Origin of the sequence: Pseudomonas sp. 203-8, from assembly GCF_020708595.1 — a bacterium.
In the GTDB taxonomy this organism is placed as follows: domain Bacteria; phylum Pseudomonadota; class Gammaproteobacteria; order Pseudomonadales; family Pseudomonadaceae; genus Pseudomonas; species Pseudomonas aeruginosa.
This window is the reverse complement of sequence record NZ_JAJFDF010000007.1, coordinates 109,296-131,122: the sequence shown is the minus strand read 5'-3', so window position 1 is coordinate 131,122 and position 21,827 is coordinate 109,296. Positions and strand designations below refer to the sequence as shown.

The window sequence follows — 21,827 nt, the reverse complement described above, 5'->3', positions numbered from 1 at the left end:
AAGCGCCCCGCGGGGCGCTTTTTTTGCTGCCTGGATCAGTCCTTGACCTTGAGGTCGAGGGCCAGGTCGCGGGCGGCCTTGGTCGCCAGAACGCCCATCAGCTGGCCGATCTCGTCCTGGCGGCTCGCCGCGCCGTTGGCGCCGGCGCCCATCATTACGCTGGGTACGGGGGCCTGGGCGGCGGCTTCGGCCCAGACCTTGTTGATCGCGATTAGCGCGTCGAGCTTCGGCTGCAACGCGCCGTCCGCCTTGATCACCGCTTCGCGGGCGTAAGCCTCGGCGTCGGCGGTGATCTTGGTGGCCTGGGCGGTCACCGTGGCCTTGTCGCGCAGCAGTTCGGCGGTCTGCTTCTCGATCTCGGCGCGCTGCTTCTCGCGCTCGGCGTTGATCACCGCCAATTGCTTGTCGGTTTCCGCCTGGGTGGTGCGTTCGATCTGGTCGCGCAGGGTTTCCTGGCGCTTGGCCTCGACTTCCTTCTCGCCGCGGGCGGTGACCAACAGCTTTTCCTCTTCTTCCTTCAGGCGGTTCTGCCGCGCCACCGCCAGCTCGGCGAGCGCCTGCTGGACCTTGACCATGCGCTGCTTGTACTGCGGGTTGGGATCGACGTTGGTGATCCGCGCTTCCACCACCTCGACGCCGAACTTGCGGAACTGCTGTTGCTTGCGTACCGGGATGCCCTTGGCATCGGTGACCTTCTCGGTGACGAACTGGCTGGCGTTGTTGTCGCCGAACGCTCCCTGCTCGGTGCCGGCCTGGAGGATCGCGGTCTGGTGCGGAATGGCGCCGCGCGGCCCGCGGACTTCCTTGCGCTTGATCAGGTACAGGCCGTCGTTGAGCTGGTTCTCGAACTCGGCGGCGAATTCGCTGCGGGCTCCGGCGTAGTAGTCGTCGGCGCTCATCAGCGAAGCGGTGGCCTGGAGGGTTTCCTTGATCGCCGGCACCAGTGCGGTGCGGATGAAATTGTCCGGGTTGCGGTATTCCTGGGCCATCTTCAGGAACGGCTCGCCGCCGGGCAGGCGAAAGCGCGCGGAAGATTCGACCTTGGCGTCGACGTTGCCGAGGAACACGATCGGGAAAGCCTCGATGGTGGCGCCAAGGCCGTCGTTGTCCGGATTGGTGTCGTTATCGTCCATGACCAGCACGGACTGCACGCTGATGGCCTTCTTCCAGGTGGTGGCGCGACCGAACCACTTGGTCGCGTAGCCGACGTCATCGACGATCTTCTCGTCGCCGAAGATGGTCCTTACGTGGGTCATGAAGCCGGCTTCGTTATAGAAGAACACGCCGTTGAACAGGCCGAAGCCGAGGGCGAGCACGCCGAGGGGGGCGGCGACGAACTTGATGAGGTTTCCCTTCGAGATGATCACGATCATTCCTTGATGCGGGGTGGGGGAGCGCGATCCTGCTGAAAGGTGGCCCGCAACGTCAAGATGGACGGCGGAAAAAATGCGAATCGCATAATGTTTCGCTGAAAGGCCCGCATGGCGGGCCTGGGGTGGGTCAGAGCGGGAAGGGTGCCTGGCGATGGCCGTTGGCGTCGATCTCCAGGGCCCAGCCCTGGCGGTCCCAGTCGCCGAGCACGATGCGCCGGGCGGGCTGGCCGTCGATGTCCAGCGGGTGTTCGGCCGGCCGATGAGTGTGGCCGTGGATCAGGGTACGCACGCCATGCCTGCGCATGACCCGGGGCACTTCTTCGGGTGTGACATCGATGATGTCGACGGCTTTCATGCGGGTCTGCGCGCGGCTTTCCTTGCGCAGCTTGCGTGCCAGCTTGTGCCGGGTGGCCAGCGGCAGGTGGCGCAGTACCCAGAGCGTGAGCGGGTTGCGCAGCCAGCGGCGCAGGCGCATGTAGGCCTCGTCTCGGGTGCACAGGCTGTCCCCGTGCATCAGCAATACCGGCTCGCCGTACAGGTCGATCACGCTCGGGGCGGGCAGCAGCGTGCATCCGGCCTCGCGGCAGAACGCCTTGCCAATGAGGAAGTCGCGATTGCCGTGCATCAGGTAGATGCGCGTACCGCCGTCGGCCACCTGGCGCAGGGACTGGGCGATGGAGCGCTGGAAGGCGTCCATGCCGTCGTCGCCGATCCAGGCTTCGAAGAAGTCGCCGAGGATGTACAGGGCCTCGGCCCGGCGGGCGCGCTCATCGAGGAAAGACAGAAACGCCCGGGTGATGTCCGGGCGTTCCGCTTCGAGATGCAGGTCCGAGATGAACAGGACGCTCATCGCTTCATTCTTCGACGATTTCGGCCTTCTCGATGATCACGTCCTCGGCCGGCACGTCCTGGTGGCCGCTGCGCATGGTGGTGGCCACGCCCTTGATCTTGTTGACCACGTCCATGCCCTCGACCACTTCGCCGAAGACGGCATAGCCCCAGCCCTGGGTGGTGGGGGCGGTGTGGTTGAGGAAGTCGTTGTCGGCGACGTTGATGAAGAACTGCGCGCTGGCCGAATGCGGGTCCATGGTACGGGCCATGGCGATGCTGCCGACCTTGTTGGTCAGGCCGTTGTTGGCTTCGTTCTTGATCGGTGCGCGAGTGGGCTTCTGCTTCATGCCCGGCTCGAAACCGCCACCCTGGATCATGAAGTTGTTGATCACGCGGTGGAAGACGGTGTTGTCGTAGTGGCCACTTTTCACGTACTCCTTGAAGTTCGCCGCGGTTTCCGGGGCTTTCTCTTCATCGAGCTTCAGGGTGATGACGCCATGGTTGGTATGCAGCTTGATCATGTGGGTAATCCGCTTTGTCGTGAAAATCGAAGGCCTGTCAGGGGGTTGACAGCTTCGGCTATGATAAGCGCTTTGATTTGCCCGGCCTACCCTGGTCGGGCGAGAGCATGACCAAGGATCCCATGAGCAAGCCAGAGACCACCGCCGCCCCGAACTTCCTGCGCCAGATCGTTCAAGCCGACCTGGATGCCGGCAAGCACGCGAAGATCGTCACCCGTTTCCCCCCGGAGCCCAACGGTTACCTGCACATCGGCCACGCCAAGTCGATCTGCCTGAACTTCGGCCTGGCCCAGGAATTCGCTGGCGATTGCCATCTGCGCTTCGATGACACCAACCCGGCCAAGGAAGACCAGGAGTACATCGATGCCATCGAGGCCGACATCAAGTGGCTGGGCTTCCAGTGGTCCGGCGAGGTCTGCTATGCCTCCAACTATTTCGACCAGCTGCATGCCTGGGCCATCGAGCTGATCAAGGCCGGCAAGGCGTTCGTCTGCGACCTCGGTCCCGAGGAAATGCGCGAATACCGCGGCACCCTCACCGAGCCGGGCCGCAACAGCCCTTACCGTGACCGTTCGGTGGAGGAGAACCTCGACCTGTTCGCCCGCATGAAGGCCGGTGAGTTCCCCGACGGCGCCCGTTCGCTGCGGGCGAAGATCGACATGGGTTCGCCGAACATGAACCTGCGTGACCCGATCCTGTACCGCATCCGCCATGCGCATCACCACCAGACCGGCGACAAGTGGTGCATCTACCCGAGCTACGACTTCACCCACGGTCAGTCGGACGCCATCGAGGGCATCACCCATTCGATCTGCACCCTGGAATTCGAAGACCATCGTCCGCTCTACGAGTGGTTCCTGGCCAACCTGCCGGTGCCTGCGCAACCGCGCCAGTACGAATTCTCCCGGCTCAACCTGAACTACACCGTGACCAGCAAGCGCAAGCTCAAGCAACTGGTCGACGAAGGCCATGTCAGCGGCTGGGACGATCCGCGCATGTCGACCCTGTCCGGCTATCGCCGCCGCGGCTACACCCCGGAGTCGATCCGCAACTTCTGCGAGATGATCGGGGTGAACCGTGCCAGCGGCGTGGTCGACATCGGCATGCTCGAGTTCAGCATCCGCGACCACCTGGACGCCACCGCGCCGCGTGCCATGTGCGTGCTGAAACCGCTCAAGGTGGTGATCACCAACTACCCCGAAGGGCAGGTGGAGAACCTCGAGTTGCCGCGTCATCCGAAGGAAGACATGGGAGTGCGCGTACTGCCGTTCGGTCGCGAGCTGTTCATCGATGCCGGTGACTTCGAGGAAGTCCCGCCGGCCGGCTACAAGCGCCTGATCCCCGGTGGCGAGGTGCGTCTGCGCGGCAGCTACGTGATCCGTGCCGACGAAGCGATCAAGGATGCCGACGGCAATATCGTCGAACTGCGCTGCAGCTACGATCCGGACACCCTGGGCAAGAACCCGGAAGGCCGCAAGGTCAAGGGCGTGATCCACTGGGTGCCGGCCGAGGGCAGCGTCGAGTGCGAAGTGCGCCTGTACGATCGGCTGTTCCGCTCGGCCAATCCGGAGAAGGCGGAAGAGGGCGGCAGCTTCCTCGACAACATCAACGCCGACTCCCTGCAGGTACTGGCCGGCTGTCGCGCCGAGCCGTCGCTGGGCCAGGCGAACCCGGAGGATCGCTTCCAGTTCGAGCGCGAAGGCTATTTCGTCGCCGACCTGAAGGACTCCAGGCCGGGCAAGCCGGTGTTCAACCGTACCGTCACCCTGCGTGACTCCTGGGGACAGGGCTGAGGAAAGACCGTGCTGCAGATCTACAACACGCTGAGCAAGACCAAAGAAGTCTTCACGCCGCTGGTCGGCAACCAGGTACGCATGTACGTGTGCGGCATGACCGTGTACGACTACTGCCATCTGGGCCACGGCCGCAGCATGGTGGCGTTCGACGTGATCACCCGCTGGTTGCGCCACCGTGGCTACGACCTGACGTACGTGCGCAACATCACCGATATCGATGACAAGATCATCAATCGCGCCAACGAGAACGGCGAGCCGTTCGATGTGCTGACCGAGCGCATGATCGCGGCGATGCACGAGGACGAGGCCCGGCTGAACATCCTCAAGCCGGACCAGGAGCCACGCGCCACCGATCACATCGCCGGCATGCACGCGATGATCCAGACCCTGATCGACAAGGGCTATGCCTACGCGCCGGGCAACGGTGACGTGTACTACCGGGTCGGCAAGTTCGCTGGCTACGGCAAGTTGTCGCGGCGGCGGGTCGAGGACCTGCGCATCGGTGCGCGGATCGAGCCGGGCGAAGCGAAGGAGGATCCGCTCGATTTCGTGCTCTGGAAGGGCGCCAAGCCGGGCGAGCCGAGCTGGTCGTCGCCCTGGGGCGATGGCCGCCCGGGCTGGCACATCGAGTGCTCGGTGATGTCCACCTGCTGCCTGGGCGATTCCTTTGACATCCATGGCGGTGGCAACGACCTGGAGTTCCCTCACCACGAGAACGAGATCGCCCAGAGCGAGGCCGCGACCGGCAAGCCCTACGCCAAGTCCTGGCTGCACTGCGGGATGATCACCATCAACGGCGAGAAGATGTCCAAGTCGCTGGGCAATTTCTTCACCATCCGCGAAGTGCTGGAGAAATATCACCCCGAAGTGGTGCGTTACCTGCTGATCGCCAGCCATTACCGCAGTCCGATCAACTACTCGGAGGAGAACCTGCGCGAGGCCAAGGCGGCCCTGGACCGTTTCTACAACGCGCTCAAGGGGCTGCCCGAGGCGGCGCCGGCGGAAGCGGCGGAGTATGTCGAGCGCTTCGCCGCGGCGATGGACGACGACTTCAATACCGCGGGTGCCTGCTCGGTGCTGTTCGAGCTGGCGCGGGAGGTCAATCGTCTGCGCGAAAGCGACCTGTCGGCGGCGGCTGCGCTGGCCGCGCGCCTGAAGCAGTTGGCTGGCCTGCTGGGGGTGCTGCAGCTGGAGCCGGAAGCCTTCCTGCAGGCGGGCGCCGAGGGCAAGGTCGATGCGGCCGAGGTCGAGGCGCTGATCCAGGCGCGCCTGGAGGCGCGGGCGGCGAAGAACTGGGCGGAGTCCGACCGGATTCGCGACCAGCTCACCGCCATGGGCGTGGTGCTGGAGGATGGCAAGGGCGGCACTACCTGGCGCCTGGCCGACTGAACCCGCAGCGATAAATGAAAAGCCCCGCGTTCGCGGGGCTTTTCATTACCGGCGACCTCAGTCGTGCAGGTGTTCGGCGGCGTGCAGGGTATTTTCCAGCAGGCAGGCGCGGGTCATCGGCCCGACGCCGCCCGGCACCGGGGTGATCCAGCTGGCGCGTTGCGCCGCCACCTCGTATTCCACGTCGCCGACCAGGCGGCCGTCGGCCTGGCGGTTGATGCCGACGTCGATGACGATGGCGCCTTCCTTGATCCACTCGCCCTTGACCAGTCCCGGCTTGCCGGCAGCGACCACCACCAGGTCGGCGCGCGACACATGGTCGGCCAGGTCGCGGGTGAAGCGGTGGGTCACGGTGACGGTGCAGCCACCCAGCAGCAACTCCAGAGCCATGGGCCGGCCGACGATGTTCGAGGCGCCGACCACGACCGCGTCCATGCCGTACAGGTCGGCGCCGGTGCTGGCGAGCAGGGTCATGATGCCTTTCGGGGTGCAGGGGCGCAGCAGGGGCATGCGCTGGGCCAGGCGGCCGATGTTGTAGGGATGGAAACCATCCACGTCCTTGTCCGGGTGGATACGCTCCAGCAGCAGGGAGGCGTCCAGGTGGGCGGGCAGGGGTAGCTGGACCAGGATGCCGTCGATGGCGGGATCGTCGTTCAGGCGGTCGATCAGGGCCAGCAGGTCGTCCTGGCTGGTTTCGGCGGGAAGATCGTAGGCCTGGGAGAGAAAGCCGACTTCCTCGCAGTCCTTGCGCTTGTGCGCCACATAGACCTGAGAGGCCGGATCGGTGCCGACCAGGATCACCGCCAGGCCGGGAACGCGCAGGCCTTGCTGGCGGCGCTCGGTCACGCGTTGGGCTATCTGCTGGCGAAGGTTGGCGGCGATCGCTTTGCCGTCGATCAGTTGTGCGGTCATGTCGGAAGGGTAACCATCGAATCGGGTGGAAAAAGGACGCGCATTTTCGCATGGACGCCGCCCGGGGCAAAGGAGGCGACCCGTGGATTTGCCGTAACTCCTTTATATAGCTGAATTTTTTTAAAAAACCCGTTGACGGCCTTTCGCCCCCTGTATAACATGCGCCCCGCTTGCCGAGCACAGCCGGACGCAGGGTAAGAGGTAAAGCAAGTCGGTTGCTGACTTTGTGATTGCCAGAGCTTAAAGTTTGCGCTCAGCATTGAATGCAGATGAATAAAGCGCCCGTAGCTCAGCTGGATAGAGCATCCGCCTTCTAAGCGGATGGTCGCAGGTTCGAGTCCTGCCGGGTGCGCCATTCGGCGAATCGGCAAGAAGCAGGCGATGTTTTACCGCAAGTCGTAATATGGTGGGCGTAGCTCAGTTGGTAGAGCACAGGATTGTGGCTCCTGGTGTCGTGGGTTCGATTCCCATCGTCCACCCCATATTCCGAAGCGCCAGGCCCGGGGCCTGGCGTTTTCATTTCCAAGCAGTGTCCCGCGGACGTGGTGGAATTGGTAGACACACTGGATTTAGGTTCCAGCGCCGCAAGGCGTGAGAGTTCGAGTCTCTCCGTCCGCACCACCTTCAGGCTCGGCTTGTCCGGCCGCTGCGGTTGAAGCCGGAACGTCCGGCACGATTCACGATATGGTGGGCGTAGCTCAGTTGGTAGAGCACAGGATTGTGGCTCCTGGTGTCGTGGGTTCGATTCCCATCGTCCACCCCATATTTCGAAGCGCCAGGCCTTGTGCCTGGCGTTTTCGTTTGCGCTTCTCGATCTCTTCTCCGCTTGCCTTTCCGGCACCCAACCCGCCCTCATGGGGCGACGGCAGGTTGAACTTGTTCCAGCTCCGGCGCTCTTAAGCGAGCCCGTCGTTCCTGGCGGGTCCGTATATGCAGTCTGGGTGAAGCGACATGTCGATGAAATGGACCGAGCAGCGCTTGCGCAAGGCTCTCAAGCAGATGGCGAACAATCATGAATCGGCTGCGGTCGAGGTCATGCGCGCCGTCGAGCGGGCGAACGATCCGAAGCTGGCGCAGCGCCTGCTCGAGGTGATCGAGCAGATGCACCAGGATGCCGATGCGCTGCGCTCCATCGACGACGAAATCGCCAGCGGCGTGATCCGTTGCCAATGAGGCCGTAGACGCTCCGCAGTTCAGGACTTCCCGGCGGAAGCCGGCGCATCCGGCCGGTTCGCCAGTTTCGGGCGCAAGGTCGCGCCCTGGGCTGTGTTCCGGCGAACGGTATAAGGTTGGCGGCCGCGGAAGGCGAAGGCGGTGAACATGTTCGTATTCTCTCTCGGTGCGTTTCAGAAACGGTATTCCACCAGGACGCCCAGGCCGATGCTGTCATGCCACTCTTCGGCGACAGCGGCGGAGCAGAGGCTGGCGAGCGTGCCGGCGAGGCACAGGGAGGGGTTTCTCATGGGGACTCCTTCCGTTGCAGCCAGGGACGTGCCTTGGTGTCTTGCTGGGCGAAGCGGTAGCCGAGCGCGTTCAGACCGTCGAAGTCGCGACTGAAGGTGTCTCCCAGGCCCTGGCCGCTGCCGGCCAGGACGGCGTGTGCGCTGTCGATGGGTTGCAGGATGAACTCGCCGGAGCGGGTTCCTCCGGCTTGCCCGCGCACCAGCAGGAAGCCGTCTTCGATCCTGATGCTCAGGCCGTTCAGGTAGCTGTGCCGGCTCGTGCTGGCGACGCGGTAGGTGCCGACGGCTTCGGTCCAGGCCTGGGGCAGGGGTGTCGGCTCGATGCGCTCGCCGAGGTAGGCGGCCTGGCCGTGGCGGCGGGACACCAGGATTCGGCGTTGGCCGTAGCTGACCACGTCCAGTTGCAACTGTCCGGCGCTGTCCACGCCGACGGGCCAGAATCCCAGCAGTCTTTTTCTCATCTGCAGCCAGCCCGAGGTGTCGCGCAACAGTTCCACGCGTTGTTCGCCGAAATCTGCGTACAGGCGACCCCGGCGCTCGTACAGGCGAACCTGGCCTTGGCGGGTTGCGTAGCGACCGTATAGCTGTCGCCGGTCCTCCGAGCTCGGCACCTTCAGTGCGGGGGCGCGCGCGGGGGTGGGCTGTACGGCGGGGCGACGAGCGCCCTGCCTGACCTGCAGCATGAGCGACGCCGCTTGCCGGGCCAGGGAGGCGGTGAGCGAACCGCTGTCATCGGCGTTGCTCATGACAATGGCGGCGAGGCGCTGTTCCGGCAGCAGAACCAGGTGGGCGCTGAATCCTGGGGTGGCGCTGGCGTACTCATAGTGACGGATGCCCCCTTCCAGCGGCGCGGAGCCGCACGGGCTGAGGAACCAGGCCAGGCCCACCTGGCAGTCGAAGTCCAGGGCATTGCCGGCGTTCTGCTGGCGGAACATCTCCTCGACGGAGTGTTTCCGGAGAAGCTGGCGCTCCTTGTGGCGCCCGTTGGCGAACAGCATGCGGACGAAGCGGCTGAGGTCGACCGGGCTGCTCCACAGGTCGTTGACCGGGAGGTCGCTGGCGGCGGCGGAGCTGGGGCGACCGCCGCCGCTGTAGCCTTGGGCGCGTTGCGCCTGGGGCAGGGCGTTCCTGGCGAAGCTGGAGCGAGTCATCTGCAAAGGGTCCAGCAGGTGCTCCCGCATGTGCTGCTCGAAGTGCTTTCCGGTGTTGCGCTCGATAGCCGCGCCGACCAGCTCGTAGCCAAGGTTGGAATAGGCGACCTGGGTTCCCGGCGGATTGCTCAGCCAGACGCCGGATACTTTCGCCGGCAGTTGGCCGAGTGAGCTCGGGCGTTCGCCGAACAGGGGCGGCAGGTGTTCGCCAGGAAGGCCGGACTGGTGGCTGAGCAGCCGGCGGAAAGTGATCGCGCGATCCGCCTCGCTCTGGTCGGCATGGAAGCGTGAGCGTACGTAGAACTCGCGCAAGGTGTCCTGGAGCGGGGCGTCGAGAGAGAGTTGGCCGCGTTCGGCCAGTTGCAGGGTCGCGCTGGCGATCAGTAGCTTGGACAGGTCGCCGGCGTGGAATGCGGTGTGCTCGCTGGCGTTGATCCTGTGCTGTCGGTCGGCATAGCCGAAACCGCGGGCCCAGACCAGTTGCTGGTCGTCGACCAATGCCAGGGCCAGGCCGGGCACGTCCTGCCTTTCCATTTCCCGGCGGATGTGGCGTTGCAGATAGTCGATGACCTCGCCGTAGTTGCCCACGGCGGCGCTCGGCGCTGGCGGGGCGGGCGGCAGTCCGTGGCAGCCGCTGGTGCCGAGCAGGCAGCCGAGAAGGGAAAGATGCATTGCACGAAACATGGAACACCTGGCGGAAAGGCGAGGTGTCCCATGCTAGGGCGGGCCTGGCTGGCAGTCCTTACGGCTTTGTCAGCAATCTGTGAAAGACTGTTAAGCCTCCGCTGTCAACGGGGTCGCTCCCAGGTCAGGCGGAAGGAGGCGCCTCCCTGCGGCGTTTCCAGCGCTTCCGCATAGCCGCCGTGCCATTGCGCGACCCGGCGGACGATCGCCAGGCCCAGGCCGAAGCCGCCGGTGCTGCGATCGCGGCTGTCGTCCAGGCGCGAAAAGGGTTCGAAGATCTTCTGCCGGGCGTCCGCCGGTATCCCGGGGCCGTCGTCGTTGACCCGTATCTGACAGCTGTCGCCTTGATCGAGGAGGGCGATTTCGACGCGCGAGTGTGCGTGGCGAATGGCGTTGCGCAGCAGGTTGATCACTGCGCGCGCCATGAAGCGAGGCTCGATGCGGATCTGTTCGACCTGGCAGGCGCTGATCTCGCAGGTGACTCCGGCGGCTTCGGCTTCCAGGGCGACGTCGGCGACGACGCTATCCAGCCAGCTCGCGGCGTCGACGATTTCCCGGTGGCTCCCGACGTTGCCGTGCTCCAGGCGGGCGTAGGTCAGCAGTTCGGAGACCATTTCCTCCAGTTCGCCGAGATCGGCGCGCATGTCCTCTATCAGGTCGTGGCGTACTTCGGCGTCGACCTGCTTGTTCAATTGCTCGAGTTCGAAGGACAGGCGGGAGATCGGCGTGCGCAATTCGTGGGATACCGCGTTGGTCAGTTCACGCTGGTTGCTGATCAGGCTTTCGATGCGGTCGGCCATCTGGTTGAAGTGCTGGGCCAGGGTGCGGATGTCGGAGCGTCGGAAAATGCGCGTGCGCGATGACAGGTCGCCGTCGCCGAAGCGTTGCGCGGCCAGGCGCAGGGTCTCGAGGTCGCGCCAGTGCGGGCGGACCCATACCAGCAGGGCGATGCCGACCAGCACGCCGAGCAGGATGTAGGCCAGCACGGTGAATAGTGGGGTCAGCGAGGGTTCCGGCGGCAGCTTGATGTCGAGCAGCTGCGGGCCCGCGTCGATGCGGCTGATGAATTCCGTGAAGTCCTCGCGTACCACCAGCAGGTTCTTGTCGAGGAGGGCCTGCTCTTCCTGCGTCAGCTTCGCCTGCCTGGCATCCGTCAGGCTCAGCTCGAGCCCGTAGTGGGGACGCCAGTCTTCGAGCTGTCGCTGGCGTCCGGCCTGGTCCAGCGGGGCCAGCTTTTCCACCAGCGAATAGGCCTGGCCGCGAACGGCGTCGCGGTGATAGTTCTCGACGATGCTGTCGTAGAACGCGTCGATGACATGGTCGACCACGAAGATCGCGGCGGCGAACCCCAGGGCCAGTAGCAGGTAGAGGCGCAGGAACAGGCGCAGCATTCAGAGCTCCCAGCCCAGCGGGTTGAACAGGTAGCCCTTGCCCCAGACGGTCTTGATCCGGACCGGCTCGCGCGGATTGTCCTTCAGTTTATTGCGCAGCTTGCTGATGCAGACGTCGACGCTGCGGTTCAGGCCGTCGAAGCCGATGCCGCGGATCTGGTTGAGGATCTCGTCGCGGGAGAGTATTTCCCCTGCCTGGCTGGCCAGCAGCCAGAGCAGCTCGAACTCCATCGTGGTCAGTTCGATGCCGAGGCCTTCGAGTTCCGCTTCGCGCCGCCGTCGGTCGATGTTCAGCTTGCCGAATGTCAGGCTTTCCGGGGAGGCGGGAAGGGGCGCGTGCCGGCGCATCAGGGCGCGCAGGCGGGCGAGCAGCACCGGTGGCTCGATCGGCTTGATCACGTAGTCGTCGGCGCCGGACTCCAGGCCGAGGATGTGATCGAGATCGTCCTCCTGGGCGGTGAGTATGAGGATCGGCAGGTTCGCGACCCGGCGGATCTCCCGGCACACCTGCAGACCATTCTGTCCGGGGAGCATGAGGTCGAGAACCACCACTTGCGGTTTGAAGTCGAGGAAGGCGGCGAACGCGGCATCACCGCGATGCACCTGGCGCACTTCGAAACCATGCTGGGAAAGGAAACTGGCGATCAGGCGGGCGAGCTTCTGGTCGTCTTCGACGAGCAATACCTTGCTGAGGGTAGGGCAGTCCATAGGGTTTCATCGGTCGGAGCGGAATCGGCTGGCATTATATGCGCCCGCTTCCGGCGAAGCTCCAGCGACTCGTTCGAGATCGGGCTGCGATCGGCGGAAGCGGCCGGAAACACCCCGGGGATCCGCCTGCACCCTGGCGGGGTGACTTCTGCTTTTCCCTCTACTAGAATGCATGCCCTTGATTCTGGGAGCCGGAAGGACCGGCTTACGTCTGTGCAACGAGGAATATCCATGCAAGTTTCTGTTGAAAGCACTTCCGCTCTTGAGCGCCGCATGACCGTTGGTGTGCCTGCCGAGCGTATCGAGACCGAAGTCAACAAGCGTCTGCAGCAGACCGCCCGTCGTGCCAAGATTCCAGGTTTCCGCCCCGGCAAGGTGCCGATGAGTGTCATTCGTCAGCGCTACGAAGCTTCCGCGCGCCAGGAAGCCATGGGCGATCTGATCCAGGAAACCTTCTACGAAGCCGTGGTCGAGCAGAAGCTGAATCCGGCCGGTTCGCCGTCGGTAGAGCCCAAGTCCTTCGAGAAAGGCAAGGACCTGGAATACATCGCAACCTTCGAAGTCTTCCCGGAATTTACCGTTTCCGGCCTGGAAGACATCAAGGTCGAGCGCCTGCAGGCCGAAGTTTCCGATGCTGATGTCGACAACATGCTCGATGTCCTGCGCAAGCAGAACACCCGTTTCGAAGTGGTCGAGCGTGCCGCCCAGAACGATGACCAGTTGAACATCGACTTCGTCGGCAAGATCGACGGCGAAGCCTTCGCCGGCGGTTCCGCCAAGGGCACCCTGCTGGTACTGGGCTCCGGTCGCATGATCGCCGGCTTCGAAGAAGGGCTGGTGGGGGCGAAGGCCGGTGAAGAGCGTGTGCTCAACCTGACCTTCCCCGAGGACTACCAGAACCTGGACCTGGCCAACAAGGCTGCCGAGTTCACCGTTACCGTCAATAGCGTAGCCGAGCCCAAGCTGCCGGAACTGAACGAAGAGTTCTTCGCTCTGTTCGGCGTGAAGGAAACCGGTCTCGATGGCTTCCGCGCCGAAGTGCAGAAGAACATGGAGCGCGAGCTGCGCCAGGCGATCAAGTCCAAGGTCAAGAACCAGGTCATGGAAGGTCTGCTGCAGGCCAACCCGATCGAAGTGCCCAAGGCCCTGATCGGCAACGAAGTGAACCGTCTGCGCGTGCAGGCCGTCCAGCAGTTCGGCGGCAACATCAAGCCTGACCAACTGCCGGCCGAGCTGTTCGAAGAGCAGGCCAAGCGCCGTGTGGTGCTGGGCCTGATCGTCGCCGAAGTGGTCAAGCAGCACGAGCTGAAGGCCGACGAAGGTCGCGTTCGCGAAATGATCGAGGAAATGGCCTCGGCCTACCAGGAGCCCGAGCAGGTCGTCGCCTGGTACTTCAAGAACGAGCCCCAGCTGAACGAAGTCCGTTCTGTTGTACTGGAAGAACAAGTCGTAGATACTGTCCTGCAAAAGGCCACTGTGACCGATAAGCAGGTATCCTACGAAGAAGCGGTCAAGCCGGCCGAAGCTCCGCAAGCGGCCTGATTCGTTCCTCTCGTTCGAATCCCACAAGCCAGCCTTAGTGCTGGCTTGTGCGTCTTTGAGGCTTCACTATCTGTTAGGGAGTGATCGCAAGACATGTCTCGCAACTCTTTTATTCCGCACGTTCCCGATATCCAGGCCGCCGGTGGCCTGGTGCCCATGGTGGTGGAGCAGTCCGCCCGCGGCGAGCGCGCCTACGACATCTATTCGCGCCTGCTGAAGGAGCGGATCATCTTCCTGGTCGGCCAGGTCGAGGACTACATGGCCAACCTGGTGGTTGCCCAGTTGCTGTTCCTGGAGGCTGAAAATCCCGAGAAGGACATTCATCTCTACATCAACTCGCCGGGTGGTTCGGTGACTGCCGGGATGTCCATCTACGACACCATGCAGTTCATCAAGCCCAACGTCTCGACCACCTGTATCGGCCAGGCGTGCAGCATGGGTGCCCTGCTGCTTGCGGGCGGTGCCGCCGGCAAGCGCTACTGCCTGCCGCATTCGCGGATGATGATCCACCAGCCGCTGGGCGGTTTCCAGGGCCAGGCCTCGGATATCGAGATCCATGCCAAGGAAATCCTCTTCATCAAGGAGCGTCTGAACCAGATCCTGGCGCACCACACCGGCCAGCCCCTGGACGTCATTGCCCGCGATACCGATCGTGACCGCTTTATGAGCGGTGACGAAGCCGTCAAGTATGGCCTGATCGACAAGGTCATGACCCAGCGCGACCTGGCCGTCTAAGGCTCCGCAATACTGGCGGTCGAGACATTCGGCCGCCTCGTGGGCTTGAAAATGCCCACAATTGCCTTCATCTTGTGTTTGAAGCTACCCATTGGATCGATCGAATGACTGATACCCGCAACGGCGAGGACAACGGCAAGCTGCTGTATTGCTCCTTCTGCGGCAAGAGCCAGCACGAAGTGCGCAAGTTGATTGCCGGCCCCTCGGTCTTTATCTGCGACGAGTGTGTCGACCTGTGCAATGACATCATCCGCGAGGAGGTGCAGGAAGCGCAGGCGGAAAGTAGTGGGCACAAACTTCCGGCGCCGAAAGAGATCCGCACCATCCTCGATCAGTACGTGATCGGGCAGGAGCGGGCCAAGAAGGTTCTGGCGGTAGCGGTATACAACCACTACAAGCGCCTCAACCAGCGTGACAAGAAGGACGATATCGAGCTCGGCAAGAGCAACATTCTGATGATCGGCCCAACCGGCTCGGGCAAGACCCTGCTGGCCGAGACCCTCGCACGTCTGCTGAACGTGCCGTTCACCATCGCCGATGCGACCACGCTGACGGAAGCGGGCTACGTGGGCGAGGATGTCGAGAACATCATCCAGAAGCTCTTGCAGAAGTGCGATTACGATGTGGAGAAGGCCCAGATGGGCATCGTCTACATCGACGAGATCGACAAGATCTCCCGGAAATCGGACAACCCCTCCATCACTCGCGACGTTTCCGGCGAGGGTGTGCAGCAGGCCCTGCTGAAGCTCATCGAGGGCACCGTTGCCTCGGTACCGCCGCAGGGCGGTCGCAAGCATCCGCAGCAGGAGTTCCTGCAGGTCGATACGCGCAACATCCTGTTCATCTGCGGCGGCGCTTTCGCCGGTCTGGAGCGGGTCATCCAGAACCGTTCCGCGCGCGGCGGCATCGGTTTCAATGCCGAAGTGCGCAGTCAGGAGATGGGCAAGAAGGTCGGCGAGGCGTTCAAGGAAGTCGAACCGGAAGATCTCGTCAAGTTCGGTCTTATTCCCGAGTTTGTAGGGCGTTTGCCGGTGATCGCGACTCTTGATGAGCTCGACGAGGCTGCGCTCATGCAGATCCTGACCGAGCCGAAGAACGCTCTCACCAAGCAGTACGCCAAGCTGTTCGAAATGGAAGGCGTCGATCTCGAATTCCGTCCGGACGCACTCAAGGCGGTTGCCCGCAAGGCGCTCGAACGCAAGACCGGTGCACGTGGCTTGCGTTCAATTCTCGAAGGTATCCTTCTCGATACCATGTACGAGATTCCCTCCCAGCAGGATGTCAGCAAGGTGGTCATCGATGAGAGTGTCATCGATGGCTCGTCGCAACCCCTGATGATCTACGAGAACAGCGAAAAGCCAGCCAAGGCTGCGCCTGAGGCATGAAAGAGCAGGGGCCTTCGGGCCCCTTTTCTTTTCCGACTGGCACGCTTGTTTTTTCCCGGGCCTAACCCCATCTTAGGCTGAAAGGTCTTCCTATCTGTTTCGTGGCCAAGTGCCGCTGTAGAGCCGACATTATGAAAACACTCGTCGAATTGCCCTTGCTGCCGCTACGTGACGTGGTGGTGTACCCGCACATGGTCATCCCGTTGTTCGTCGGTCGGGAAAAGTCCATCGAGGCCCTGGAGGCAGCGATGACCGGCGACAAGCAAATCCTCCTGCTGGCGCAGAAAAACCCCGCGGACGATGATCCGGGCGAAGATGGCCTGTACCGCATGGGTACGGTCGCTACCGTGCTGCAGTTGCTCAAGCTGCCGGATGGCACCGTCAAGGTGCTGGTCGAAGGCGAGCAGCGCGGCCAGGTCGAGCGCTTCATCGAGGAGGAAGGGCACATTCGTGCCGCGGTCCAGGCCATCGACGACGCCAATGTCGGCGAGCGCGAGGCCGAGGTCTTCACTCGCAGCCTGCTGAGCCAGTTCGAGCAATACGTCCAGTTGGGCAAGAAAGTCCCCGCCGAGGTGCTTTCCTCGCTGAACAGCATCGACGAGCCGAGCAGGCTGGTCGATACCATGGCCGCGCACATGGCGCTGAAGATCGAGCAGAAGCAGGACATCCTGGAGATCACCGACCTGTCGTCGCGGGTCGAGCATGTCCTGGCGCTGCTGGATGCCGAGATCGACCTGCTGCAGGTGGAAAAGCGTATCCGCGGCCGGGTCAAGAAGCAGATGGAGCGCAGCCAGCGCGAGTACTACCTAAATGAGCAGATGAAGGCCATTCAGAAGGAACTCGGCGATATCGACGAAGGGCACAACGAAGTCGAGGAGCTGAAGAAGCGCATCGACGCTGCCGGCCTGACCAAGGAGGCGCACACCAAGGCCACTGCCGAGCTGAACAAGCTCAAGCAGATGTCGCCGATGTCGGCGGAAGCCACCGTGGTGCGTTCCTACATAGACTGGCTGCTGAACGTGCCGTGGAAGGCCGAGAGCAAGGTGCGCCATGATCTCGCCAAGGCGGAAGACATCCTCGATGCCGACCATTATGGCCTGGAAGAGGTCAAGGAGCGCATTCTCGAGTATCTCGCCGTGCAAAAGCGGGTGAAGAAGCTCAAGGGCCCGGTCCTTTGCCTGGTGGGACCGCCCGGCGTGGGCAAGACCTCCCTGGCCGAATCCATCGCCCGCGCCACCAATCGCAAGTTCGTGCGCATGGCGCTCGGCGGCGTGCGTGACGAGGCCGAGATCCGCGGTCACCGTCGTACCTATATCGGCTCCATGCCGGGCCGCCTGATCCAGAAGATGACCAAGGTCGGCGTGCGCAACCCGCTGTTCCTCCTCGACGAAATCGACAAGATGGGCAGCGACATGCGCGGGGATCCCGCCTCGGCGCTGCTCGAGGTGCTCGATCCGGAGCAGAACCACAACTTCAACGATCACTACCTGGAAGTCGACTACGACCTGTCCGACGTGATGTTCCTCTGCACCGCGAACTCGATGAACATCCCGGCGCCCCTGCTGGATCGGATGGAAGTCATCCGCCTGCCGGGCTACACCGAGGACGAGAAGGTCAATATCGCCTCCAAGTACCTGATTCCGAAGCAGGTCCAGGCCAACGGACTGAAGAAGGGCGAGCTGACCTTCGAGGAAGGCGCCCTGCGCGACATCATTCGCTACTACACCCGCGAAGCCGGGGTGCGCAGCCTCGAGCGGCAGATCGCCAAGGTCTGCCGCAAGGCGGTGAAGGAGCATGCCAAGCTCAAGCGTATCCAGGCGGTGGTGTCCAGCGAGACGCTGGAGAACTACCTCGGCGTGCGCAAGTTCCGTTATGGCCTCGCCGAACAGCAGGACCAGATCGGCCAGGTGACCGGGCTGGCCTGGACCCAGGTCGGCGGCGAGCTGCTTACCATCGAGGCGGCCGTGGTACCCGGCAAGGGCCAGTTGACCAAGACCGGATCGCTGGGCGACGTGATGGCGGAATCGATCACCGCGGCGTTGACCGTGGTGCGCAGCCGCGCCCAGAGCCTAGGAATCGCGGCGGACTTCCACGAGAAGCGCGACATCCATATCCACGTTCCGGAAGGCGCTACGCCGAAGGATGGCCCGAGCGCAGGCATCGGCATGTGCACGGCGCTGGTTTCGGCGATCACGCAGATCCCGGTGCGCGCCGACGTGGCAATGACCGGGGAGATCACCCTGCGTGGGCAGGTGCTGGCGATCGGCGGGCTGAAAGAAAAACTTTTGGCGGCGCACCGCGGCGGGATCAAGACGGTGATCATTCCCGAGGAAAATGTTCGCGACCTGAAGGAAATTCCGGACAATATTAAGAGTGATCTGGTTATTAAACCGGTTAAATGGATTGACGAAGTCCTGCAAATTGCGCTGCAATACGCCCCGGAGCCCTTGCCCGATGCGGCTCCGGAGATGGTTGCAAAGGATGAAAAACGCGAGCCTGATTCCAAGGAGCGAATTAGCACGCATTAGTCGGTAGGTATTCTTGACACTGTTTTTGGGCCCTTGTTATAAAGCGGCACTTGCTGAGTCAGTTGGCCTACCAGCGCAGAATTTCCTTACACCTAACACATAGAAACATACTCAACAGAAATAAGGGGACTTAGAGTGAACAAGTCGGAACTGATCGATGCAATTGCCGCATCTGCTGATATCCCGAAAGCTGTTGCCGGTCGCGCACTGGACGCAGTGATCGAGTCCGTCACTGGCGCCCTGAAGGCTGGTGACTCCGTCGTGCTGGTTGGTTTCGGCACCTTCGCTGTCAAAGAGCGCGCTGCTCGCACCGGTCGCAACCCGCAAACTGGCAAGCCGATCAAGATCGCCGCTGCCAAGATCCCGGGCTTCAAAGCCGGTAAAGCCCTGAAGGATGCTGTCAACTAAGCGTCTTTTGGGACTCGTTCTACCCAGGTCGGCCAAGGCTGGCCTGGCTGCGGAGCGGTAGTTCAGTCGGTTAGAATACCGGCCTGTCACGCCGGGGGTCGCGGGTTCGAGTCCCGTCCGCTCCGCCAGTTACGAGAAGGCGCATCCTCGGATGCGCCTTTCTTATATCCGCATCTCTTACCCACGCCGCGCCGCCCAAGACGGCTGGTCGTGGCAGTTTTTGGGGGCTGCATGCTGCAGAACATCAGGGATAATTCCCAGGGCTGGATCGCCAAGACCATCATTGGCGTGATCATCGTTCTCCTGTCGCTGACCGGCTTCGACGCGATCATCCGGGCCACCGACCACTCCAACGTGGCCGCCAAGGTCAACGGCGACGATATCAGTCTCAATGAAGTCCAACAGGCCGTGGACATGCAGCGTCGCCAGCTGCTGCAACGCCTGGGCAAGGATTTCGATCCATCCATGCTGGATGACAAGCTGCTCAAGGAAGCGGCCCTGAAGGGGCTGATCGAGCGTACCCTGCTGCTCCAGGCCGCCAAGGACGACAAGTTCGCCTTCTCCGACCAGGCGCTGGACCAGTTGATCCTGCAAACTCCCGAGTTCCAGGTCGACGGCAAGTTCAACGCGGATCGCTTCGACCAGGTCATCCGCCAGATGAACTACAGCCGCATGCAGTTCCGCCAGATGCTCGGCCAGGAAATGCTCATCGGCCAGCTTCGCGCCGGCCTGGCGGGCACCGGTTTCGTCACCGACAACGAATTGCAGTCCTTCGCTCGCCTCGAGAAGCAGACCCGCGACTTCGCCACCCTGGCGATCAAGGCCGACGCCTCCAAGAGCAGCGTGAGCGACGACGAGGTGAAGGCCTTCTACGAAGGCCACAAGAGCGAGTTCATGACTCCCGAGCAGGTGGTCGTCGAATACGTGGAGCTGAAGAAGTCCTCCTTCTTCGACCAGGTCAAGGTGAAGCAGGAAGACCTCGAGGCGCTGTACCAGAAGGAAATCGCCAACCTTTCCGAGCAGCGCGATGCCGCACACATCCTGATCGAGGTGAACGACAAGGTCGGCGACGAGCAGGCCAAGGCGAAGATCGACGAGATCAAGGCTCGCCTGGCCAAGGGCGAGGATTTCGCCGCGCTGGCCAAGGAGTTCTCCCAGGATATCGGCTCGGCCGCCACCGGCGGCGACCTGGGCTACGCCGGTCGCGGCGTGTACGACCCCGCGTTCGAGGAGGCGCTGTATGCGCTGAAGCAAGGTGAGGTATCCGCCCCGGTGAAGACTCCGTACGGCTACCACCTGATCAAGCTGCTGGGCGTGCAGGCACCGGAAGTGCCGAGCCTGGAAAGCCTCAAGCCGAAGCTCGAGGACGAACTGAAGAAGCAGATGGTCGAGCAGCGTTTCGTCGAGGCTACTAAGGATCTGGAAAGCTCCGCCTACGAAGCCGCCGACCTGAGCCAGCCGGCGCAGGAAATGGGCCTGAAGGTCCAGACCAGCCAGCCGTTCGGACGTTCGGGAGGCGACGGCATCGCTGCCAACCGCCAGATCGTGCAGACCGCGTTCAGCGCCGAGGTGCTGGAAGAAGCCGCCAACAGTGGCGCCATCGAGCTGGATCCGGACACCGTGGTGGTGCTGCGGGTCAAGGAACACAACAAGCCGAAGGAGCAACCGCTGGAGCAGGTTGCGGCGAACATCCGCGAGCGCCTGGCCGCCGAAAAGGCCGCCGAGGAGACGCAGAAGCGTGGCGAGGCCCTGATCGCAGAGCTGCGTGAAGGCCGTACCTCTTCCGCAGCGGGTGAGTCGTGGAAAGTGGTCGAGGCGGCCTCCCGCGGCCACGAAGGCGTCGATCCGAAACTGCTCCAGGCGGTGTTCCGCATGCAGCGTCCGGAGGCCAAGGACAAACCTTCGTTCTCTGGCGTGACCCTGGCCAATGGCGATTACGTGGTGATCCGCCTGAATGGCGTCAGCGAGCCGGAGGAGGCTATCTCCGACGACGAGAAGGCCATGTACCGCCGCTTCCTGGCTTCGCGCAGCGGACAGGCAGACTTCGCCGCCTTCCGCCGTCAGTTGCAGGACAAGGCGGAAGTCGAGAAATACTGAGACCGAGATGCAGAGAAAAGGCCGCTTACGCGGCCTTTTCTTTATTCCTCCCATGAAAAATGGCCGCTCGAAGCGGCCATTTTTCATGGGCGGGGCGATCAGTCGTCGTCCAGCGGGCCCATGGCGGTAGTGTTGAAGCCGCCATCGACGTAGAGGATCTCGCCACTGATACCGCTGGCCAGGTCTGAACAGAGGAAGGCGCCGGCATTGCCGACTTCCTCGATGGTGACGTTGCGCCGCAGCGGCGTCTGCCGCTCGTTGGCGGCCAGCATTTTGCGGAAACTCTTGATCCCGGAGGCGGCGAGCGTTCGGATCGGCCCGGCGGAAACCGCATTGACCCGGGTGCCTTCCGCGCCCAGGCTGCCGGCCAGGTAGCGGACCCCGGCCTCCAGGCTGGCCTTGGCCATGCCCATTACGTTGTAGTTCGGCATGGTCCGTTCGGCGCCCAGGTAGGAGAGGGTCAGCAGGCTGCCGTTGCGGCCCTTCATCATTTCCCGTCCGGCCTTGGCCAGGGCGATGAAGCTGTAGGCGCTGATGTCGTGGGCGATGCGGAAGCCCTCGCGGGTGGTCACCGCGGTGAAGTCGCCGTCGAGCTGATCGCCTGGAGCGAATCCGACGGAGTGGACGATGATGTCCAGGCCGTCCCAGTGCTTGCCCAGGGCGGCGAACACCGCTTCGATCTGGCTGTCGTCGGCCACGTCACAGGGGAAGCACAGCTCCGGCCGCGAGCCCCAGCCACTGGCGAACTCCTCCACCCGGCCCCTGAGCTTGTCGTTCTGGTAGGTGAAGGCCAGTTCGGCGCCTTCCCGGTGCATGGCGGCGGCGATGCCGGAAGCGATGGAGAGCTTGCTGGCGACTCCGACGATCAGGGCGCGTTTTCCTGTGAGAAATCCCATGGTCCGTTCCTTGTCTG

17 protein-coding genes and 5 tRNA genes are annotated in these 21,827 nt (G+C 63.1%); 14 read left to right on the top strand and 8 right to left on the bottom strand.

What is annotated here, in order from left to right; genetic code table 11:
• Positions 1–35: 35 nt before the first annotated feature.
• The 3 genes from LJF27_RS17485 to LJF27_RS17475 form a co-directional block, all read right to left on the bottom strand.
• Positions 36–1,367, bottom strand: coding sequence for an SPFH domain-containing protein (locus LJF27_RS17485; RefSeq protein ID WP_003087885.1), 1,332 nt, complete (start codon positions 1,365–1,367; stop codon positions 36–38).
• A 133-nt stretch (positions 1,368–1,500) separates the two neighbouring features.
• The gene (gene lpxH, locus LJF27_RS17480) at positions 1,501–2,223 is read right to left on the bottom strand and encodes a UDP-2,3-diacylglucosamine diphosphatase (RefSeq protein WP_023116622.1); all 723 of its coding nucleotides are present in this window, start codon (positions 2,221–2,223) and stop codon (positions 1,501–1,503) included.
• Between the two features lie 4 nt (positions 2,224–2,227).
• Complete coding sequence (locus LJF27_RS17475) at positions 2,228–2,725, bottom strand: peptidylprolyl isomerase (RefSeq protein ID WP_003087890.1); 498 nt, start codon at positions 2,723–2,725, stop codon at positions 2,228–2,230.
• A 122-nt stretch (positions 2,726–2,847) separates the two neighbouring features.
• Between LJF27_RS17475 and LJF27_RS17470 the strand changes: the two genes are divergently transcribed.
• The gene (locus LJF27_RS17470) at positions 2,848–4,518 is read left to right on the top strand and encodes a glutamine--tRNA ligase/YqeY domain fusion protein (RefSeq protein ID WP_003098032.1); all 1,671 of its coding nucleotides are present in this window, start codon (positions 2,848–2,850) and stop codon (positions 4,516–4,518) included.
• A gap of 9 nt (positions 4,519–4,527) precedes the next feature.
• Complete coding sequence (cysS, locus tag LJF27_RS17465; RefSeq protein WP_017148932.1) at positions 4,528–5,910, top strand: cysteine--tRNA ligase; 1,383 nt, start codon at positions 4,528–4,530, stop codon at positions 5,908–5,910.
• Between the two features lie 57 nt (positions 5,911–5,967).
• Here the strand turns inward: cysS and folD are convergent, their stop codons facing one another.
• Complete coding sequence (folD, locus tag LJF27_RS17460) at positions 5,968–6,822, bottom strand: bifunctional methylenetetrahydrofolate dehydrogenase/methenyltetrahydrofolate cyclohydrolase FolD (RefSeq protein ID WP_003087898.1); 855 nt, start codon at positions 6,820–6,822, stop codon at positions 5,968–5,970.
• Between the two features lie 278 nt (positions 6,823–7,100).
• Between folD and LJF27_RS17455 the strand changes: the two genes are divergently transcribed.
• From LJF27_RS17455 to LJF27_RS17435, 5 genes are all read left to right on the top strand, one after another.
• Positions 7,101–7,177, top strand: a tRNA-Arg gene (locus tag LJF27_RS17455).
• A 51-nt stretch (positions 7,178–7,228) separates the two neighbouring features.
• Positions 7,229–7,304: transfer RNA gene (locus LJF27_RS17450), tRNA-His, on the top strand.
• 54 nt (positions 7,305–7,358) lie between these two features.
• Positions 7,359–7,443, top strand: a tRNA-Leu gene (locus LJF27_RS17445).
• A gap of 66 nt (positions 7,444–7,509) precedes the next feature.
• Positions 7,510–7,585: transfer RNA gene (locus tag LJF27_RS17440), tRNA-His, on the top strand.
• Positions 7,586–7,773: 188 nt separating this feature from the next.
• Positions 7,774–7,995 carry a hypothetical protein gene (locus LJF27_RS17435; RefSeq protein ID WP_003087901.1) on the top strand — a complete coding sequence of 74 codons (222 nt, stop codon included), beginning with the start codon at positions 7,774–7,776 and terminating at the stop codon, positions 7,993–7,995.
• Between the two features lie 286 nt (positions 7,996–8,281).
• On the opposite strand, the gene LJF27_RS17430 is transcribed toward LJF27_RS17435, so the two are convergent.
• The 3 genes from LJF27_RS17430 to parR all read right to left on the bottom strand — a co-directional run bounded on the left by LJF27_RS17430 (position 8,282) and on the right by parR (position 12,219).
• Positions 8,282–10,120, bottom strand: a complete 1,839-nt coding sequence (locus LJF27_RS17430; protein ID WP_023103269.1) for a serine hydrolase domain-containing protein — start codon at positions 10,118–10,120, stop codon at positions 8,282–8,284.
• 104 nt (positions 10,121–10,224) lie between these two features.
• Entirely contained in the window at positions 10,225–11,511 is a 1,287-nt protein-coding gene (parS, locus tag LJF27_RS17425) for a sensor histidine kinase ParS (RefSeq protein WP_003087912.1), read from the bottom strand.
• Positions 11,512–12,219 (bottom strand): response regulator transcription factor ParR, encoded by a 708-nt coding sequence (gene parR, locus LJF27_RS17420; protein ID WP_003098126.1) that lies wholly within the window; start codon positions 12,217–12,219, stop codon positions 11,512–11,514.
• A gap of 231 nt (positions 12,220–12,450) precedes the next feature.
• Between parR and tig the strand changes: the two genes are divergently transcribed.
• From tig to LJF27_RS17385, 7 genes are all read left to right on the top strand, one after another.
• A complete protein-coding gene (gene tig / locus LJF27_RS17415) occupies positions 12,451–13,761 on the top strand; it encodes a trigger factor (protein WP_003087920.1) in 1,311 nt (436 codons plus the stop codon).
• A 93-nt stretch (positions 13,762–13,854) separates the two neighbouring features.
• Positions 13,855–14,496 (top strand): ATP-dependent Clp endopeptidase proteolytic subunit ClpP, encoded by a 642-nt coding sequence (clpP, locus tag LJF27_RS17410; protein WP_003098129.1) that lies wholly within the window; start codon positions 13,855–13,857, stop codon positions 14,494–14,496.
• 104 nt (positions 14,497–14,600) lie between these two features.
• Positions 14,601–15,881 carry an ATP-dependent Clp protease ATP-binding subunit ClpX gene (gene clpX / locus LJF27_RS17405; RefSeq protein ID WP_003087924.1) on the top strand — a complete coding sequence of 427 codons (1,281 nt, stop codon included), beginning with the start codon at positions 14,601–14,603 and terminating at the stop codon, positions 15,879–15,881.
• Positions 15,882–16,012: 131 nt separating this feature from the next.
• Positions 16,013–18,409, top strand: coding sequence for an endopeptidase La (gene lon, locus LJF27_RS17400; RefSeq protein ID WP_003124759.1), 2,397 nt, complete (start codon positions 16,013–16,015; stop codon positions 18,407–18,409).
• Positions 18,410–18,544: 135 nt separating this feature from the next.
• Positions 18,545–18,817 carry a nucleoid-associated protein HU-beta gene (gene hupB / locus LJF27_RS17395; protein ID WP_003087931.1) on the top strand — a complete coding sequence of 91 codons (273 nt, stop codon included), beginning with the start codon at positions 18,545–18,547 and terminating at the stop codon, positions 18,815–18,817.
• 51 nt (positions 18,818–18,868) lie between these two features.
• Positions 18,869–18,945 (top strand) — tRNA-Asp (locus tag LJF27_RS17390).
• 103 nt (positions 18,946–19,048) lie between these two features.
• Entirely contained in the window at positions 19,049–20,914 is a 1,866-nt protein-coding gene (locus tag LJF27_RS17385; protein ID WP_023103268.1) for a SurA N-terminal domain-containing protein, read from the top strand.
• Positions 20,915–21,012: 98 nt separating this feature from the next.
• Here the strand turns inward: LJF27_RS17385 and fabI are convergent, their stop codons facing one another.
• The gene (gene fabI / locus LJF27_RS17380; protein ID WP_003087936.1) at positions 21,013–21,810 is read right to left on the bottom strand and encodes an enoyl-ACP reductase FabI; all 798 of its coding nucleotides are present in this window, start codon (positions 21,808–21,810) and stop codon (positions 21,013–21,015) included.
• Positions 21,811–21,827 lie beyond the last annotated feature (17 nt).

What these genes read in the sequence shown, in the direction of transcription:
- folD (WP_003087898.1), bottom strand. Translation starts at nt 6,822, where the DNA reads ATGACCGCACAACTGATCGACGGCAAAGCGATCGCCGCCAACCTTCGC.
- LJF27_RS17385 (WP_023103268.1), top strand. Translation starts at nt 19,049, where the DNA reads ATGCTGCAGAACATCAGGGATAATTCCCAGGGCTGGATCGCCAAGACC.
- LJF27_RS17435 (WP_003087901.1), top strand. Translation starts at nt 7,774, where the DNA reads ATGTCGATGAAATGGACCGAGCAGCGCTTGCGCAAGGCTCTCAAGCAG.
- clpP (WP_003098129.1), top strand. Translation starts at nt 13,855, where the DNA reads ATGTCTCGCAACTCTTTTATTCCGCACGTTCCCGATATCCAGGCCGCC.
- parR (WP_003098126.1), bottom strand. Translation starts at nt 12,219, where the DNA reads ATGGACTGCCCTACCCTCAGCAAGGTATTGCTCGTCGAAGACGACCAG.
- parS (WP_003087912.1), bottom strand. Translation starts at nt 11,511, where the DNA reads ATGCTGCGCCTGTTCCTGCGCCTCTACCTGCTACTGGCCCTGGGGTTC.
- tig (WP_003087920.1), top strand. Translation starts at nt 12,451, where the DNA reads ATGCAAGTTTCTGTTGAAAGCACTTCCGCTCTTGAGCGCCGCATGACC.
- lon (WP_003124759.1), top strand. Translation starts at nt 16,013, where the DNA reads ATGAAAACACTCGTCGAATTGCCCTTGCTGCCGCTACGTGACGTGGTG.
- LJF27_RS17475 (WP_003087890.1), bottom strand. Translation starts at nt 2,725, where the DNA reads ATGATCAAGCTGCATACCAACCATGGCGTCATCACCCTGAAGCTCGAT.
- lpxH (WP_023116622.1), bottom strand. Translation starts at nt 2,223, where the DNA reads ATGAGCGTCCTGTTCATCTCGGACCTGCATCTCGAAGCGGAACGCCCG.
- fabI (WP_003087936.1), bottom strand. Translation starts at nt 21,810, where the DNA reads ATGGGATTTCTCACAGGAAAACGCGCCCTGATCGTCGGAGTCGCCAGC.
- LJF27_RS17470 (WP_003098032.1), top strand. Translation starts at nt 2,848, where the DNA reads ATGAGCAAGCCAGAGACCACCGCCGCCCCGAACTTCCTGCGCCAGATC.
- LJF27_RS17430 (WP_023103269.1), bottom strand. Translation starts at nt 10,120, where the DNA reads ATGTTTCGTGCAATGCATCTTTCCCTTCTCGGCTGCCTGCTCGGCACC.
- clpX (WP_003087924.1), top strand. Translation starts at nt 14,601, where the DNA reads ATGACTGATACCCGCAACGGCGAGGACAACGGCAAGCTGCTGTATTGC.